At 46.1% G+C, this 16,784-nt stretch carries 15 protein-coding genes; 1 reads left to right on the top strand and 14 read right to left on the bottom strand.

Annotated elements, in window-relative coordinates; translation table 11 throughout:
* Positions 1–150 precede the first annotated feature (150 nt).
* From A3848_RS16655 to A3848_RS16590, 14 genes are all read right to left on the bottom strand, one after another.
* A complete protein-coding gene (locus A3848_RS16655) occupies positions 151–417 on the bottom strand; it encodes a CD3324 family protein (RefSeq protein ID WP_074086043.1) in 267 nt (88 codons plus the stop codon).
* Positions 418–691: 274 nt separating this feature from the next.
* On the bottom strand, positions 692–2,011 hold the full coding sequence (locus A3848_RS16650) for an AraC family transcriptional regulator (RefSeq protein WP_178382021.1): 1,320 nt from the start codon (positions 2,009–2,011) through the stop codon (positions 692–694).
* Between the two features lie 184 nt (positions 2,012–2,195).
* Positions 2,196–4,232, bottom strand: a complete 2,037-nt coding sequence (locus tag A3848_RS16645; RefSeq protein ID WP_074086041.1) for a methyl-accepting chemotaxis protein — start codon at positions 4,230–4,232, stop codon at positions 2,196–2,198.
* Positions 4,233–4,800: 568 nt separating this feature from the next.
* Positions 4,801–5,760 carry a radical SAM protein gene (locus tag A3848_RS16640; RefSeq protein ID WP_074086040.1) on the bottom strand — a complete coding sequence of 320 codons (960 nt, stop codon included), beginning with the start codon at positions 5,758–5,760 and terminating at the stop codon, positions 4,801–4,803.
* Between the two features lie 213 nt (positions 5,761–5,973).
* Complete coding sequence (locus tag A3848_RS16635; protein WP_074086039.1) at positions 5,974–7,218, bottom strand: stalk domain-containing protein; 1,245 nt, start codon at positions 7,216–7,218, stop codon at positions 5,974–5,976.
* Positions 7,219–7,333: 115 nt separating this feature from the next.
* Entirely contained in the window at positions 7,334–8,284 is a 951-nt protein-coding gene (locus A3848_RS16630) for a nucleoside hydrolase (protein ID WP_074086038.1), read from the bottom strand.
* A 104-nt stretch (positions 8,285–8,388) separates the two neighbouring features.
* Positions 8,389–9,567, bottom strand: a complete 1,179-nt coding sequence (locus tag A3848_RS16625) for a MalY/PatB family protein (protein ID WP_074086037.1) — start codon at positions 9,565–9,567, stop codon at positions 8,389–8,391.
* 81 nt (positions 9,568–9,648) lie between these two features.
* Entirely contained in the window at positions 9,649–10,521 is an 873-nt protein-coding gene (locus A3848_RS16620; RefSeq protein ID WP_083612201.1) for a DUF4097 family beta strand repeat-containing protein, read from the bottom strand.
* A 3-nt stretch (positions 10,522–10,524) separates the two neighbouring features.
* Complete coding sequence (locus A3848_RS16615; protein WP_074086035.1) at positions 10,525–11,229, bottom strand: ABC transporter permease; 705 nt, start codon at positions 11,227–11,229, stop codon at positions 10,525–10,527.
* A 1-nt stretch (position 11,230) separates the two neighbouring features.
* Positions 11,231–12,145, bottom strand: coding sequence for an ABC transporter ATP-binding protein (locus A3848_RS16610; protein ID WP_074086034.1), 915 nt, complete (start codon positions 12,143–12,145; stop codon positions 11,231–11,233).
* Between the two features lie 205 nt (positions 12,146–12,350).
* A complete protein-coding gene (locus A3848_RS16605; protein ID WP_074086033.1) occupies positions 12,351–13,094 on the bottom strand; it encodes a response regulator transcription factor in 744 nt (247 codons plus the stop codon).
* Positions 13,091–14,416, bottom strand: coding sequence for a sensor histidine kinase (locus A3848_RS16600; protein ID WP_074086032.1), 1,326 nt, complete (start codon positions 14,414–14,416; stop codon positions 13,091–13,093). The genes A3848_RS16605 and A3848_RS16600 overlap by 4 nt, the downstream gene beginning before the upstream one ends.
* A 256-nt stretch (positions 14,417–14,672) precedes the next feature.
* A complete protein-coding gene (locus A3848_RS16595; protein WP_074086031.1) occupies positions 14,673–15,326 on the bottom strand; it encodes a deoxynucleoside kinase in 654 nt (217 codons plus the stop codon).
* Positions 15,323–15,946, bottom strand: coding sequence for a deoxynucleoside kinase (locus tag A3848_RS16590; protein WP_074086030.1), 624 nt, complete (start codon positions 15,944–15,946; stop codon positions 15,323–15,325). Before A3848_RS16590 ends, A3848_RS16595 begins: the two co-directional genes overlap by 4 nt.
* Before the next feature lie 485 nt (positions 15,947–16,431).
* On the opposite strand from A3848_RS16590, the gene A3848_RS16585 reads away from it, so the two are divergent.
* On the top strand, positions 16,432–16,784 hold a 353-nt coding region (locus A3848_RS16585; RefSeq protein WP_143192417.1), incomplete at its 3' end, for a transposase.

Here is a 16,784-nt window from a genome sequence, read left to right as displayed (position 1 = left end):
CGAAGATACTATTTCGTTATAATTCGTTTTTTACTTACTTTTAAATCTACTCTTTTCCATGTCCACGAATGAATTTAGTATCGACCGATACCACCTCATACTCACATAAACAAGCCGCATCGGCAGAAATCCGGTGCGGCTGTTTGCTGTCTACTTTTTACCATAGACGATTTTTTTGATGCTGTCGCAGGACAGGCAGAACTGTTCTGCCAGCTCCTGGGTGGTGAGGCCTGAGGAATACTGCTTCCTAATTTCTTTATTACGGTTGGAGAGATACGTTCTGCCGCCGGAGTGCTCACCCCATTTTGCCCGTTGCCCTTCCGGTTTAGGCACATACAGCATTCCGCCGTGCATATATTTCTGGATTTCCTTCAGTAACTTTTCCGGTAGTACAATATCTGCATTTACATATTTCATGGTAGCTCCGCTCCTTAAAATTAATGAACTTTTTAAGGTAGCAAAGTCTACTGTACAAACAACGATTCCCTATCCATGAATCAAAGCGGCGTCTTACCTTCAGCTCTATACAAACAACCGCTGTTGTTGTTCATCCGTAGACTTTGCATAGAGCTGAACCCTAATCTTCTCATCCAATACCCTCCTCTCCTTAACCCTAGGCATTATAACTGAATACCTTTTCCTTATACTACCATTGATTGGGTTAAGAAAAAAAGGGTAGCGTCTCCTGCTTTCAGTTCCGGGCATGCCGCTTCACATAGCGCTCCCGGTAATCCTTGGGGCTTCTGCCGCTGTATTTCTTGAAGGCGCTGCAGAAACCGGTGAAGCTGGAATAGCCGGTAAACATGGCAATATCGGTCAGCTTCAGCTTATTTTCCTGCAGCAGCTGCTCGGCCTCGGCCATCCGCAGTCTTGTAACATAATCGTCCATGGGAATGCCGACATGCTGCTTGAACAGCCCCGACAAATACGTCTCATTGAAATGAAATCGCTCTGCCAGGGACGAAAGATCCTGCTCGCAGCAAAAGTGCTCCCCAATATCTTTTCGGACTGCCTCGATCATATGCCGGCCGCTGGATAAGCGGATCTTCTGCACTTCATCCATCACAAGCAGCGCCAGTTCTTCAATCTTCTCCCGTATCCCTTCACGCGACTGGTAATCGGCAATGCTAATCTGGCATTTCCATAAGTACTTCTGCACTGCAGAGCTGCCAAGCTCGAACTTTTGGGCAATCGAACTGAATACCAGAAGCAGACGCAGCGCCAGAAAGGTAAATACAAACATAGGTGCATCCCTTTCGCTGTTGAAAAGAGCATCAAGGTGCATTCGGAAGGCATTCATGTCCATATTTTCGATCACTCGGGCCAGCATCCTTTCCACCTCAGGCGTAAAAAACTGCATCAGCTCCCGTACCTGTCTGCTTTCACCTTCCGCTTCCCTGTAATTGGGACTCTGGTTCCAAGAGAGCATACATGAGGTATAAGCATTCTTTAACCGCTTCAGCCCCTTCACTTGCTCTCCAATCCCTGCTGCACATTCCAGCCTCAGATTACTGGCAGTACTCTGCTTCAGTTCCTCTATGAACCGCTTTGTTTTATGGGACTGCTCCGGTCCTGATTTCAAAATAACGAGAAAGTACATCATCGCAGAGTTAAATTCATCTCTGAACGGATAGATTCCCTTCCACCCGGCGGACGTCTCCCGGCAGAGCTTCTGAAACGCCAGCTTCAGCAGGGCCTTCCACTCCTGGCGGTCTGTCCCTTTTTCTGAGGGCACTTTGATCTCCAGGGCGGCAATCTGCAGATTCAAATCATTTGCTGTCAACGGATTCAGCTGCAGTTGCTGCAGACGTTCTCTAATAACGGCCATACTATTCCATTCATCCTTGATTAACTGCAGTAAAAAGCTCTCCTGCAGTAGCTGCAGCGCTTCATTCCCGCTTGACGCTTCCGAGGCAATCCGGGGACTCAATACTTCCCAATCCACTTTGCCGTTGATGCTGCTGCGGATTCCTTCACCATCTACAAGCATGCTCTCAAATATGATCCTCACTCCTTGGTATCAGTATGGACCAATAACCTGAGATGTATTGCTGTTCCCTGTTCAAAAAAACAAAAAAAGGACCCCGCCGGAGACCGGCGGGGCCAAAGATTATATTAAAGGGGGGTTATGAAATCAATATATACCCGCAAGCTTAAATCCAGATGAAAGTAAGGTAAAGATTGCATTAAACCGCTTAAATCTTGAATTTCTCCACCAATCCCTGCAGTTCTTTTGCACTTTGCGTATTCTCATCGGCCATCGTTGCTTCATGCAAGGTTTTCTCTACGATATCTGCCGTTTTCTCAGCAATATCCTGCACGCCGATGGCCCCTTCATTTACAGTAGCCGCAACTTCATTAATCGCAATGGCTACACTGGACACGGTCTCACTCAAATGGTCGGCGGCTTCCCCGAACTGATTCATCAGCTCGTCAATAGCAGAAGCGTCACTGTTATATTGCTCACTGACTTCTGCAAGACGCTCATAATCTCCCAAAACATTATGATCGATAAACTCAAGTATAGCCTCGGAATTGTCCTTCATTTGCTCAACAGAAGAATATACATTCTTGACAACTCCTTGAATACCTGCCGCTGTTTCGGAGGATTTCTCGGCCAGCTTGCGGATCTCGCCCGCTACCACAGCGAATCCCCGCCCTGCTTCTCCGGCCCGTGCGGCCTCAATCGCAGCATTAAGTGCTAGCAGATTGGTCTGGCTGGTAATAGAGAGAATGGTGTCCGCCAGTACGTTGATTTCATGAATCGAGCCTGACTGTTTAATGGCCTTCTCCATCTCCACACGCACGGATTCATAGATCCGTTTGGCATTGTCTATAGACTCAGTGGCGTCATGCTGCAGCGCAAGCGCCCGCTCGGTAATCTGACCGGACACACCGGCACCTTCCTTAACACGCCCCGAAATGCTGCGGACATTACTCTCGATCTCATGAATAGCTGCCGACATTTCCTGCGTAGAGGCTGCGGTTTCTTCCATCCCCGCCGACAACTGCTCAGTTGTAGCCGAATTATCATGGGCATTCTCCCGTACGTCATCGGACAGCTTCTCCAGCATCTCCGCATTGTCCAGCACCTTCGCGGAAATGGTAACCAGGCTGCCGGCCATTTCCCTCAGCACCGCCCGGGTATGGAACATCGCTTTGGCGATGGTTCCGGTTTCGTCTTTATTTTTCAACAGATACTCGTATTGCGAGTCGTATTTAAGATCCAGCTCCGCGGTGCGGTTAATCATTTCTGTCAGCTTAATGATCGGCGAAGAGATCCGGGTAGCCACAGTGATTCCCACGAGCAAGGTCAGCAGCAGACACCCGATACCCAATAAGATAATATAATTCGTCATGTTGTCAACAGGCTTCATAATCTCGCCAAGATCACCTGTCAGCACCAGTGTCCAATTCGTTACCGGCAGAACGGTAAAGGCAGCTTTTTTCTCAGCACCCTTGTAGGTATATTGAACGTTGCCGTCTGCAACCTTCTCACCAGCTTTGATCTTTTCTACCACTGCTTTGATCTGAGCATTCTCTATCGCTGTTCCGATCTTGGTTTCATCGGGATGAAACAGGATGTTCCCCGTCTCATCCACAAGGTAGGCGTAGGAGGAGGGCGCATTGGCCACCTTGGCATCAGACAAATATTTAATGATACTATTCGCATTCACTGCGGATGCCACGAAACCGATCATCTTGCCGCCACTGGTTACAGGATGTACAAATGCCAGAACATAGGCCCCTGTTGACTTGGATTTCAGCGTTTCACTGATTACAGGTCCGGCGGTCTTCATCACATTCTTGGTGTAGTTTCTTTCACTGAAGTCTGTTCCGACCAGCTTAGTATCACTATCTGCTATCCCGATCCCCTTCATGTTGGCCACGAACATATGCTCCAGATTGCCTGCATCCTTCACTATCTTTTGAAGTTTGGTATTCACCTCAGCCTGCAGCGGGTCCCCCGTACGGGCCAAATTGCCGTCTTCCGATTTCAGCAGCAGCTCAGCGATTTCCGATTCACCTGCAACGAGCTCCATATTGCGCTTTTCTTTGTCAATCATCGCTTCAATGGTCTGTGCTTTGTTGGTGTTCACCTGCGCCATTGCAGTATCGGTCAGATTCAGAATAGTCTTAGTAGATTTACTGTACGTAAAAACCCCCATTAATAACGTAGAAATCAGTGTAACGACGATCATCAAAACCGAAAGCTTCATCCGAATCTTCATTTTTCTCTACATCCTTTCTCCCTAATCTATATGACTATTTGTTTCCAACCCTGAAGCAGTAACATTTATTACAATAACTATCGGATTCAAGACACAAATAGTTAATATTTCTTGGAGATTAATAGGGAATATTCTCGAATTTTGTCGAATTTTTAGATAAAATTTTAGGACTTTAGTCATAAGGATATAAAGCCTTGAGTATTAAGGACAGTGCATCTTACCTATTATCTCTGGTTGAACGCAAACAAGCACCTTGGACACGGAAGTTCTCCGGCTTAGAGGCTTATTGATCACGGGTATTCAAACCATACTGTTGGCTCCCCCTACCACAACCCAGGATAATATCAGGACAATATTCCCCCAAAGCAGTAATTTTTTCGGAGCAGCAAATCCTCTCCAATCCTTGTCCCTTCATCTGTACCGATACATTTGATGATTATACATGAAAACTTTCATTTTGGAATGAAAAAAATCAGAAAAACGACCGCGGCGAGGACGCCACGGTCTTGTATAGGATTATTGCCTTGAACTTCCAGCCGCGAAGCAGTTAGAGCTGGCGGAGAACGCTTCAGACACCCTGCGGGAACAAAGCATCAAGCGCCGGGCAAGGCTGTTTATCAAGGAACTCAGACAGCGGTGCAGGCATGTTGCTGTAGAGATCCTTTAACGAGGTGCCCTTATAAATATTGCCGATAATGACCGGGTGACACAGCTCGGAGATCAGAATATCCCCATTGCCGTGCAGGTGGAGCTGTTTCTTGCCTTCGATGCAGTGCGGGAAATATACCCCTGGCTGTTCCTGAAAGCCCAGCGCCTCCATAAAACGGTCCATGCAGGTGAAGTAGAGAGTGGTATCCTCTTTTTTGCGGGCAATCAGCTCACTTACGGCATTCTTCAATTGTTCACGGGCCGCGATCGCCTTCCAGCCGGTATGGCCCATAATAATGCTGTTCTGGATTTCATGGGTTCTGACTCCCATTGCATAGACATGATCGCTGATCTCCTGCATATTATCCTGCGTCTCGCTGAACAGTAGAGTCTCCAGCACCACATCCACACTGGTCTTGGCGAACATCGTGATATTCTCTCTGATTTTATCGTAGATGCTGGTATGAATATTATAATAGCGCGAGAAGGCCTCGGCGGTTGTGAAATTGAAGGAAATATGTATCGTAGTCAGTCCGGCATGGACCAGCTGGCCGATCCGTTCCTCGGTCAGAAGGCTGCCGTTGGAATTCAGCTGAGTCTGAATGCCCCGGGATGCGCAGTAGCTGACAATCTCCAGGCAGTCTTGGAACTTAAGCGTCACTTCCCCGCCGGAAAGACGAACCCGCTTGAGATGGGGCAGCTCCTCCAGGATGCGGATTACTTCTTTGCCTTTGATGCTCTGTCCGTCGTTTCTGTTATAAGCGCAGCAGTAATCACAGCGGAAATTACAGTTCGAGGTTACCCCAACCTCCAGCCCTTCCAGCTCATACGTTAGCGGTTTGTCCAGTTCAAGTGATTTATATTTCATGCTCATGCTCAATAGTCCTCCTGAAAATAAGATGTCATCGTTGTCTGCCCACAATAGAAAGGTTGCAGGTACTACTTAGGTGAACCTAAAAAATTATACAGGTTTGCCGCGCAGGTTAATGTGACATTTGTTGTGATGTAACAACGCAAAAAACCACTCTAAGGTGCATGAGTGGCTTGAGCGCTTTTAGGAATGCAATGGAAATGAAGCGGATATGTGTATTCTTTACAATTCTACCGATTTCCCCATCTCGCTTAACACCGGCTGGCCGATCAGACCCAGACGCCAGATGGCGATACCCTTAAGACCGTAGCGTTTGGCCAGGCCAATCTTGGCATTGACCGAGGTTTCGTTCTCGCTGTATACCGAAATGCCAAGAATCAGCTTGTCCTTGCTGACCTGCTGTAAGGCGAGACGGATGGATTCATCGACCTTGTTCATCGGCTCCGGTCCGGTCTCACCCTCATAAGCATAAGCCATAATGACCAGATCGTCGGCCAGAGAGGCCAGCGTCTTGTAATCATATCCTTTGTATGAGCTGTTGAGGGGATGAAGAATAACGGTAAGCTTCAGATTCGCGGCCTTTGCTTTGGCGGACAGATTCTTGACAAAGGTGTTGTATTGACTCTGCACAAGCGCCTTGTCCCCGGTCATGCCAAGCCCCTCCAGGTCGAGGGCAATCCCTTGAAAGCCCTTCTGCGCTGCGGTGTCCACAATACTGGATATCGTCTGCTGCTGAAGCTGCAGATCCTCCATATTCTTAGTCAGCTCCAGCTCCTTGTCGCCTGAATATACCATCAGGTATGGAGCCGTTCCCCCGGCAGCGGCATTCTGAACAATGGAGTCTGGTGTAACATCTCCGGCAGCCTGCGGCCACCGGAACTCCGTACCCGAGACCGTGTATTGGCCGCTGCGGTCAATCCGGCTCCAGCCAAAGGCAACGGCATCAAAATCCGGAATCAGCGAAACCTCGCTGTAAGCGCCCTGCGCGTAGAAGCCAAGCGTGTATACATCCTTCTTTGGCGAGGTGATCGAGACCGTTTTTGCAGCCTGATTCCAGGTTACGCCGGCGCCGAACTGCTGACCAAAAAAGCTGAGCGGGATCATCGTCGTGCCGCGGACATTCTGGGGAGCGACGGCCAGCTTCACGGAAGCGCCGTTGACAGAAGCGCTTGTTTTGCCCAGAGTAAGAATGACTTTCTTGGTGCCTGAAGCATCCTTATTTGTCGCGGTAATCTGTTTGGCCGCCTGATTCCATTCCACCTTGACACCCAGTGCTTCGGATATCGCCCGGAACGGCACCATGGTGGTCCCGCTCATTACTGCCGGTTCTACTGGAAACGGTAGCGGGTATCCATCGAGTACAATACTTACACCGCCTGCTGCGGCATGAACTCCGTCTGTAGGAAGCGAACTAAAACCTGCCGTTGTAATCGCTGCGCACAATACCATTGTTGCTATACGCTTCATTGCTCTATTCCCCATTCTGTAGGATATGATTTCAAATCTCTCAACTGCAATACCTCTATCATTTTACCAAACCAGGTATTTATAGCAAATTAATAGATTGTAACCATAACTCCCCTTACATGAATGCGCTAAGAAAGATCCCCACTGCCCGTTCTGCATCCACATCCACTGCCACCTCGATGAACTCGCCTACCTTGGGCTGAGCCCGGAGATCCGCGACCACCATACCGGCAGTATGCTCACCCTGATGCTCCACGCGCACCTTCATCTGCCGGCAGGTCAGCAGGTCCGGCCGCAGTGCAGCCATCAGCGCCAGCGGATCATGCAGCGGCGCACTGTTGATCAAATAATTGGCTTCCCGGTAAAATTTAAAATAAAACGCCAGGGATTCGTCCATAAATTGAATGATGTCCCTGCAATCCTCCCGCCCGAACTGTTTGAGAAGCTCCAAATGTTCTGAAGTAATGCGTGTCTTCAGCGTAACGTCCAGTCCCACCATCAGCACCGGCAGCCCTGAAGTGAATACCCGGTCAGCCGCCTCGGGGTCGCCCCAAATATTGGCCTCGGCAACAGGCGTCACATTCCCCGGCTTAAAAATAGTGCCGCCCATCACGGCTACTTTCTTCAGCTTGCCTGTAAGTTCCGGGTCAAGATCAAGCGCCAGTGACAGATTCGTCAGACGTCCGAGTGTAACCAGCACAATTTCGCCCGGATGCTCATTCGCCAGCCGCACGATAAATTCTGCCGCCGTCTCGTTCACCGGACGCTGGGTTGAAGATGGAAGCTGTACGCCGCCAATGCCGTTGTCGCCATGCACATGGGTGGAGAAACCGGTAAGCTCACGGACCAATGCCCGGGAAGCGCCGATGGCAACCGGAACCTCATACCCTGGATTCGCCAGCGCCAGCAGTCTAAGGGTATTGTCCGCCGCCTGCGCAACATCAATATTGCCAAACACTGTGGTTATGCCTTCAACCACCACGCCCGGAGTCCGCAATGCGTACAGGATAGCAAGTGCGTCATCAATGCCGGTATCGCAGTCTATAATCATTCGGGTTGTACTCATCTCTATGATCTCCACTCCTATGATGTATCTCTATTTGTAGAAGTCCGCCGTCCCTCCTGAACATCTGTTCAAGGAGATACGGCGGACCTATGAATATCGTGTTCTTATTTTACATAAAGTGCAGCAGCCTGACAGAAACGCTCCAGCGCTTCAGCAAGAACGGAACGCGGACAAGCCAGATTAATGCGCAGATGGCCTTGACCCTCTGTGCCAAATACAGAACCCTCATTAAATGCGACCTTAGCCTCACGGTACATCAGCTTTTTCAGACCATCAGCGTCCAGTCCGAGTGCACGGCAATCGATCCACAACAGGTAAGTGGCTTCCGGAGTCATTGGCTTCACTTGAGGCAGATGCTCTCCAAGATAACGGGTGGCATACTCCGCATTTCCGCTGATATGCTGCAACAGCTCATCCAGCCATTCCGCGCCTTCATTGTATGCTGCTTCTACAGCCTCTGGCGTGAAGAAAGGAGACATGTGCAGACTGAGCGTCTTAAGCTTGTACTCAAATTTCCTTCTCATTTCCGGATTGGAGGTAACGGTGTATGAGGTTTGCAGTCCCGGCAGATTAAAGGTTTTGGTAGCCGCAAGTGTAGTCAGTGTGATATTCGACAGCTCCTCAGACAAGGAGGCGAACGGAATATGCTTGTGGCCCGGCATTGCCAGATCACAATGAATTTCATCCGAGATTACCGTTACGCCGTACCGCAGGCATAGCTCCCCAAGGCGCAGCAGCTCATCCCGCTCCCACACTCTGCCGCCCGGATTATGCGGACTACACAGCAGCATCAGCTTAGCACCGCCGATCATCAGCTCTTCGAGCTGGTCGTAATCCATGACATAATGGCCTTCTTCAAGTTTCAGCGGATTGATGGCCACCTTGCGGTCATTCATCTGGATCACATCATAAAAAGGATAATACACCGGCGACTGCAGAATCACCTGATCTCCCGGGTTACTGAACAGCTCTACCGAAAGGCTCAGTGATGTAACGATTCCGGGGGAATCCGTAATCCATTCCTTATGAATCTCCCAGTCATGACGTCTGCGGTACCAGCCCGTAATCGCCTCTTTGTAAGAATCGCTCGTCACGCTGTAGCCGTATATCCCCTCCTGCACACGGCGCAGAATGGCTTCTTGTACCGCGGGGGGGCTCTCAAAGTCCATATCCGCCACCCAGAGTGGAAGAATCTCCTTGTCTCCGAACAGCTTTTCGGACTGGTCCCATTTGTATGAACGGGTATTGCGGCGGTTAATGATACGGTTAAAATCGTACTTCAACTAAAATCACCCCATCCTTTCTGCTTGTTCATTTATTGTAACATGGGGAGACACTTCCGGCACCCTGATTCAGGTTGACCTTTATTTAATACCGATGCTTCCTGAATGACTTTTGACATATAAGGAATTCTCCCCGGTACCAACGGTACCATCTACTTTCTCATCTGTTTTCTCCGTGGTTAAGAGATTCGCCAAGTGAACCGTTGTATCTCCTTTGGCATTTTCCACTGCCACTTTCAAGCTGGCTGGCGCTGTTTGATAATCAACTTGAATGTCCCCAGTTTTTGTTTCAACTCTCATTTCACCTTTTTCATCTACCCCATTAAGAACGATTTCGCCGCTTTTAGAATAAAGATTCATGACTGGACTGGTTACATTTTTAAAATAAAGGTCATTCCCCCTGGCAGCTACGTCTATTCGTTCAAATGAGCTATCCTTTACATTAAGGTCCCCTTCCATTAAATTTAAGTCCCCTGAATCTGCTTCAACTTGATTTAATTTCATACTGCCTGCTTTATTTTCAACGATTAAATTATGGGTTGCTAGCGTTCGAATATGGATATCTCCTTCATTGTTGACTATTCTGACTTGTTCTACTGTATTTTTAGGGATTAAAACCGTGATGGTTCCCTCTTTATGAAAAGAAAAAGCTGAGAAGGCCCCGCCAATTTGCTTATCTTGTTGAATAACTAAGTTATTCGAATGACGTGTCACTGCAACAGGGGCTTTCTTCTTATCCGTCTGATTCCCCTCAATGTCTACATGGACTTGATTGTCTGTTGATTCCTTCACTACAAGCTCCCATGAATCATTATTGATTTCAATGCTCTGAATTTCTTTCGCCGGGATATCTTCTGTTAGCTCAAAGTCTTGAGGTCCATCTTGCAAGCCGATAACGAGGATTCCCACCAGAATAACCGCCATCGATATCCAAATCCACTTATTTGATTTCATAATTTATGCAACATCCGTTCTGTCAATTTTTCGATACGATAGATAAGCTACTGCTAAACCCAGCAAGCAGAATACAATGGGTACGCCGATAAATTGAAACATGGATACAGAACTGCTTCCATCAGAAACCATAGAATTTAGCAGGATTCCTAAGATTACTGAACTAGTAATTGTTGTGGCAGTAGATTTTTTGCGCATACCAAAAGACAAAGGAATAAGACTTAAGCCGGCTGTCATTACTGAAGCAATAAGGATTGATGGAATGGTAGCCAACACATCTTCCTTTGTTGCTGCTGTTTCGAAAAAGTGTACTGTCGGATTACATAAGACGGTCAATACTTCAATGATGAAGGTAGAGATTACTACACTGAAGAAACAGAAACCAAGCACAATCATTAGCTTTGCTTGAATCACTTTTTTGCGCTGCAGGGGATATGAAAATAACAATTGAATGGTTTTATTTTTATATTCATCAATCACTAGCCTGGAAATAATGATGCCTGAAAAAACAACAAAGGTAATGCGAACAAGAATGTTAGCCAGTGACATGAAGGCTGTAAAATCTAAAAACATGGGTTCATCCTGCGCATTTGACATTAAAGCCATACCGGCAACCATTCCAAAAATAATAACCATACAAATCACAGCCCTTATCCCATACCCCGCCAGATGATTTCTCTTCCATTCGATCTTCATTAATCTGAACATGTTATTTGCCTCCATGAATAAGATTCAAGAAATATTCTTCCAGGTTACTTTGCTGTGTTTCGATGCGATTTACAACAATATCATTTAGCACCAGCTCTTTATTTATGACCGATTGAGATACATCCTGTTGATAGACCCGGATGGTTTCCAGATCAATTGCTTCATAGTCCTGAATGTTCAATTTCCTCTCCAGCACAAGCGAAGCCCGCTTACTGTCAATCACTTTTATTTCCAGGTATTGGGCATTTTCTTTTCTGATTTCACTCATCTTAACTTCCTTTATTAATTGTCCATGATTAATGATTCCGATCGTATCCGCAATGGATTCAATCTCTGAAACAATATGACTAGAGACTAGAATTGTCATACCGTAGTCATTCTTCAGCTCCAGCAAAAGCAGACGGATATCTTTGATCCCCACAGGGTCCAAACCATTAATCGGCTCATCCAAAATCAAAATTTCCGGCTTAGTAAGAATGGCTCTGGCAATTCCCAGGCGCTGTTTCATCCCAAGAGAAAACTCATCTACTTTTTTGTTTCCCACTCCTTTTAAGCCAACTGTTTCCAGCACTTCATGAATGCGATTCTCACCATGATACTGAGTGTACTCACAATGATATTTTAAGTTTTCAATGGCTGTTATCCGGTCATAAAAAACGGGATATTCAATGATACTGCCTATATGCTGCAAGTATTGAAAAGATGTTGGTGATAGAGGCTGATTCAGCACAACAATCTCACCTGATGTTGGCTTCACCAAATTAAGGATCATTTTCATTATTGTTGTTTTTCCCGCACCATTGGGTCCCAAGAACCCGTAAATTTCGCCTTTTTCAATATGCATGGTTACATCTGAAATAATTTCGTTTCCTTTATAAGCTTTTGACAAGTGATTGATTTGGATTATGGTTTCCATGATTACTCGCTCCTTATGAGGTGTGGTCTATCTTCCTGCTACGTTTCCAGCATAAGGCTTTTGCCCTCCATTCAAGATGGTAACATCACCAACAGTCCTTTAACCTTCATAGACGGTACGCTTTGTAAAAGAAAAGAAGTGCCGGCCGCCATTTAAGAAATAGCTTCCAGCACTTCATATTAAGAATTCATATGTAAGCAAAAAATTATTGTTGCCTTAAAGCTTCTATCTTTTCAATGGTTTCTTTTTGTAATCTTCTTGAAACCGGACAGCTTTCATTATGATCAAACAAGACTAATTTGTTCTTCTTATCAACGGATCTAATGTTGGCTAAATTCACTACAAACGCTCGATGGCAACGGAACAGGCGTTCATCATAACCTGCAATTTCATTTAATTCAGCATAAAAATCAAGAACTTTAGACTTAGTAATTAATCTTATTTTATGTGCAATTTCCATGGTTTCAAAATAAAAAATATCTGAAAAAGGAATTTGAAAGCTGGTGTATTTATTCTCAAAAGAAAAATTATCGGGACTTACCGGAATCGTCCGGCGCGAATCGGCAATCAATAGACACTCTTCAACTTTTTGAATAAATTCTTCTTCCCGTAACTCTTTTTCAATAAAATCCAAAGCAGCCACACGATATTCAAACGTTATCGGTGCAAGCTCAGAATGTGTGGTCACAAAAACAATCGTACCGTATGGATCTTTTTTTCTGATCTCCTTAGCGACAGCCAGTCCTTTATGCTCCTCATGCTTGATCTCCAAATCCAGAAAATACAATTGATGGTCGGCCACATTTTCAATTTGCGATAATAAAAGCTCCGGTTTTGCGGTTGAGAATAGATTCCGGTAACGGATCTGATGCTTTATCGACAATGATTTAATGATTCGTTCCAACCGCTGCTGCTGGATAAGGTTATCCTCTAATATATAAATATTCATTTCCGTTCTCCAGTCTTTCTCAAAATAAGCGTCTGTGAGAATAAGTTCGATTGGACCTCCGTCTCTAGTGACGCGAAGTTATTTTCTTTTAACATTTGCTGCACATTGTATAGACCCAAACCTCGCCCCTTGCCTTTGGATGAATATCCGCGTTCTCCTAGCCGTCGTAAACTGACCTTCTCTCCGCTGCTATTTTCAATTTTAATTCGTTGAATGATAGGGTCCTCCAATAACACAATCGAAATCTTCGCTTTTTCCGTCTTTGCCGCTGCTTCAATCGCATTATCCAATAAAATGGAGAGAATCCGGGTGAAAGAAATCAATTCCATGTGTATCCAATGAATGGGTTCTTCAATTTCTAATGCAACATCAATTTTCATCTGCTGGGCCATTATAATTTTGGCAGCCAAGATGCTTTTGACCTCTGATACATGCAGGTTTCGCAGCTTAACAAAGCTATACTCATTCTTACGCATTAATTGCCCGGTTGGCTTAACGGTTTGTTCATACACCTGTTTGACTTGCTTCCAATCCTCCCGATAAATCCCATCCTCCAGGGTCAACAGGATGTTGGCATAGTCATGACGAAAACCTCTGAATTCATCGTATATTTTTTCAAGCTGTGCTGCATAATCCTTAAGTTGCACCAATTGTTCACTTTTAGCTTTTTCAATTTCTCTTTTATGAATATGAGTGTACTGAAACTGCATATACAGCAACGCAATGATAAATAGCAGCCACATTCCTACAAGTAAGGCTCTATGAAATGAATTGAAATCACCCGTTTCATTACCAATGGTTAAAATCGGATACACCGAGATAATGATGATAATGAAGAGAACGATCACTGGAAAAAGAATGACTTTACTGGATTCCTGCAGGATTTCTTTGTTGAGCTGTGGAACATAATGACGCACTAATCTAAGGCCGATTTCATTGATAACAGGCGGTGCAATAGCTGTAAAAAGATACGGAAGATAATCTATATTCGCTGTTGATTGTTTGAAGATAAATTCAACCACGCTTGTAATCGGATCTGCAGCCAGATAACCGATAAATGAATTCATTACTAAGGCATATGCTCCGTAAAAAACACCTAAAGCGGTAAACGTTCTATGATTTTTAAAGTAGGAGATGCCCACAAAACAGAAAAACAGCGTAATCGCACCCCATACTCCTATAAAATATGTAGAGATAAATCCAATCATTAAAAATACCACTAGCCAAACTGTTATTTCTTTGATTGTAAAGTGATAGCGTGAGATGGATCGAAAAATAAAAAAGAAGCTTAATATTTGAATCGCCATAATCAAATTAATCATTTTGTGCACCACCAGTCTTTACAAGAAAGAAGTTACCTGTTCCCACTAATTTCCTTATCAGTTTATTGACACTCCCCAGTCTAGCACTAAACTTTTATTAACAACAGCATCGAGAAAGATAAGGATCATTTATTGCACGAAGCATATATTATCTTATCCATTCAAAAAAAAGCAACGCTCCAAGGCGCTGCTCCAATTGAACTATACATTATCTTCTCATTACTAACAGTGTCTTCCTCTTCATCCCTGCGCTTCCTTACTTCCCCACCGGTGCCCGGCCAATTGCCGCGCCAACCTTCCGGAGAATCTCCGCCATCGATCCCGGGTCCTTCACATCGTAATCGTCGATGTTCAGGCGCAGTACCGGACAGGCGCTGAACTCGCCAATCCACTGCGAATAGCGGCCGTGCATATGCTCCCAGTAGGAGACATCGGTCTGGATTTCCATCTCGCGTCCTCGTTCATTGATGCGGGTCAGGATCGAGGGCAGGCTGCCTTCGATGTAGATCAGCACGTCTGGATGCGGGAAATACGGTGTCATGACCATGGCCTCATACAGGCTGGTGTAGGTGTCATAGTCGGTCTTGGACATGGTACCCTGATCGGCATGCATTTTGGCAAAAATACCGGTATCCTCATAGATCGAACGGTCCTGCACAAACCCGCCGCCGAGTTCGAACATCTTCTTCTGCTCCTTGAAGCGTTCCGCCAGGAAATAAATCTGCAGATGGAAGCTCCATCTCTCAAAATCGTGATAAAACTTCTCCAGGTATGGATTATGGTCCACCTGCTCCAGGGACGTCTGGAAGTTCAGACGCTCGGCCAGGGCTGCGGTCAACGTCGATTTACCGACACCTACCGTTCCGGCTACTGTAATAATGGCATTATCCGGGATGTTGTATGGGTTCATGTCATAAGCTCCTTTAAGTGTTCGGCGATCGCAGCGAAGTCTTCCTTGTTCTCTACAAAATCAACCTGATTCCCATCGATGGTCACAATGACTGTCGAAGGCTCGCGGACAGCGAGTGAGGCCATAGCGTCATCATAATCTTCTATTAATTGCTGCATGTATGCAGGTGAAATTTCCTCTTCGAACGGACGGCCGCGTTTGGCGATTCTGGCCATAAGGGTATCCAGATCAGCACGGATATAAAGAATAATATCGGGCTTTGGCAGATCATCCGTCAGCACATGATAGATTTCCCGGTATTTGTCCCGCTTCGTCCCCTTCAGTGTACGCTCGCCAAAGATCAGATTCTTATAAATATGATAATCCGAAATGACCGGTTTACCTTTATCTATGTACTGGTTCACGGTATCTTCAAGCTGCTTGTAACGGTTGCAGAGAAAAAACATCTCCAGCTGAAAGCTCCAGTCGTCCATATTCTGATAGAACTTATCTAGATACGGATTCTCCTCCACAATTTCTCTAATCACTGGTAGCTCCAGTTCACTGGCCAGCATCGTGGCGAGGGTTGTTTTGCCGGCCCCGATCGGGCCCTCTACTGCTATAAAGGGTGCATGTTTCATTAACGCTGATTTCCTCCTCAAATACGGTCAATCCCGAAGCTGGCTCCGGTATGGAGCATGACTCCGAAGTCTGCAAGGTTCCTTAAAAAACAGACTAAATTATTGTATCACAGAGAGCAGGCCAGGAGTGATTTTAATTTTTCGTCACTCTTCATTCCCTGCTGCTGCAAAAGGGGGTGTCCCATAAGCCATGAAATGGCTACTTGGGACATCCCTTGTTTTTGGAGTCGGACAAACGTTGTGCTCCGTGAGGACGCTCCGCGAACGGACCGTTGTTCCAATCGCTCTTGTGTCCAGATTTTTTTAATTCCCCTTAGCGGTGAAAATCCGGACACAAAGGCGAACGCTATCGCTTTTCCACAATCGTTCCGTCCTCTCCGCTGTTTAAGCGGGAAACATACTACAATATTTATAAAAACGCAAAAAAGAAACCACTCTTTTGGTAAAATGGAAGTGCGACCAACCATTTCAAAGGAGGGTTTCTTTTGTACATTCAATATACCATGGACCCACTTTGCTTGCCAATGGATTTAGAAGAAGATATCCCACCAAATCACCTCGTTCGTGTCGTGAACGCCGCCGTAAATCGACTCGACGACGCCCTCTTTGACGCGGCCTACCCTGGCGGTGGCCGCGACAGCTACCATCCTAAAATGCTGACCAAAGTCATTATCTATGCCTATACGCAGCGAGTCTATTCCTCCCGGCAAATCGCCAAAGCGGTCCGAGAAAACATTCCCTTCATGTGGCTGGCTGGACGTCAACGTCCGAATTTTCGCACGCTCAATCGCTTTCGTTCTGAGCGGATGAAGGACGTCCTTGAAAGGGTATTTACCGC

It is taken from the genome of Paenibacillus sp. P32E, assembly GCF_001909085.1.
GTDB classification, from domain to species: domain Bacteria; phylum Bacillota; class Bacilli; order Paenibacillales; family Paenibacillaceae; genus Paenibacillus_AQ; species Paenibacillus_AQ helianthi.
Note: the sequence above shows the minus strand (reverse complement) of the source record. Positions and strands in the feature narration are given on the sequence as shown.

Coding starts and splice junctions, on each gene's coding strand:
- A3848_RS16655 (WP_074086043.1), bottom strand. CDS start 417: ATGAAATATGTAAATGCAGATATTGTACTACCGGAAAAGTTACTGAAG.
- A3848_RS16645 (WP_074086041.1), bottom strand. CDS start 4,232: ATGAAGATTCGGATGAAGCTTTCGGTTTTGATGATCGTCGTTACACTG.
- A3848_RS16635 (WP_074086039.1), bottom strand. CDS start 7,218: ATGAAGCGTATAGCAACAATGGTATTGTGCGCAGCGATTACAACGGCA.
- A3848_RS16630 (WP_074086038.1), bottom strand. CDS start 8,284: ATGAGTACAACCCGAATGATTATAGACTGCGATACCGGCATTGATGAC.
- A3848_RS16620 (WP_083612201.1), bottom strand. CDS start 10,521: ATGAAATCAAATAAGTGGATTTGGATATCGATGGCGGTTATTCTGGTG.
- A3848_RS16615 (WP_074086035.1), bottom strand. CDS start 11,229: ATGTTCAGATTAATGAAGATCGAATGGAAGAGAAATCATCTGGCGGGG.
- A3848_RS16610 (WP_074086034.1), bottom strand. CDS start 12,145: ATGGAAACCATAATCCAAATCAATCACTTGTCAAAAGCTTATAAAGGA.
- A3848_RS16605 (WP_074086033.1), bottom strand. CDS start 13,094: ATGAATATTTATATATTAGAGGATAACCTTATCCAGCAGCAGCGGTTG.
- A3848_RS16600 (WP_074086032.1), bottom strand. CDS start 14,416: ATGATTAATTTGATTATGGCGATTCAAATATTAAGCTTCTTTTTTATT.
- A3848_RS16595 (WP_074086031.1), bottom strand. CDS start 15,326: ATGAACCCATACAACATCCCGGATAATGCCATTATTACAGTAGCCGGA.
- A3848_RS16590 (WP_074086030.1), bottom strand. CDS start 15,946: ATGAAACATGCACCCTTTATAGCAGTAGAGGGCCCGATCGGGGCCGGC.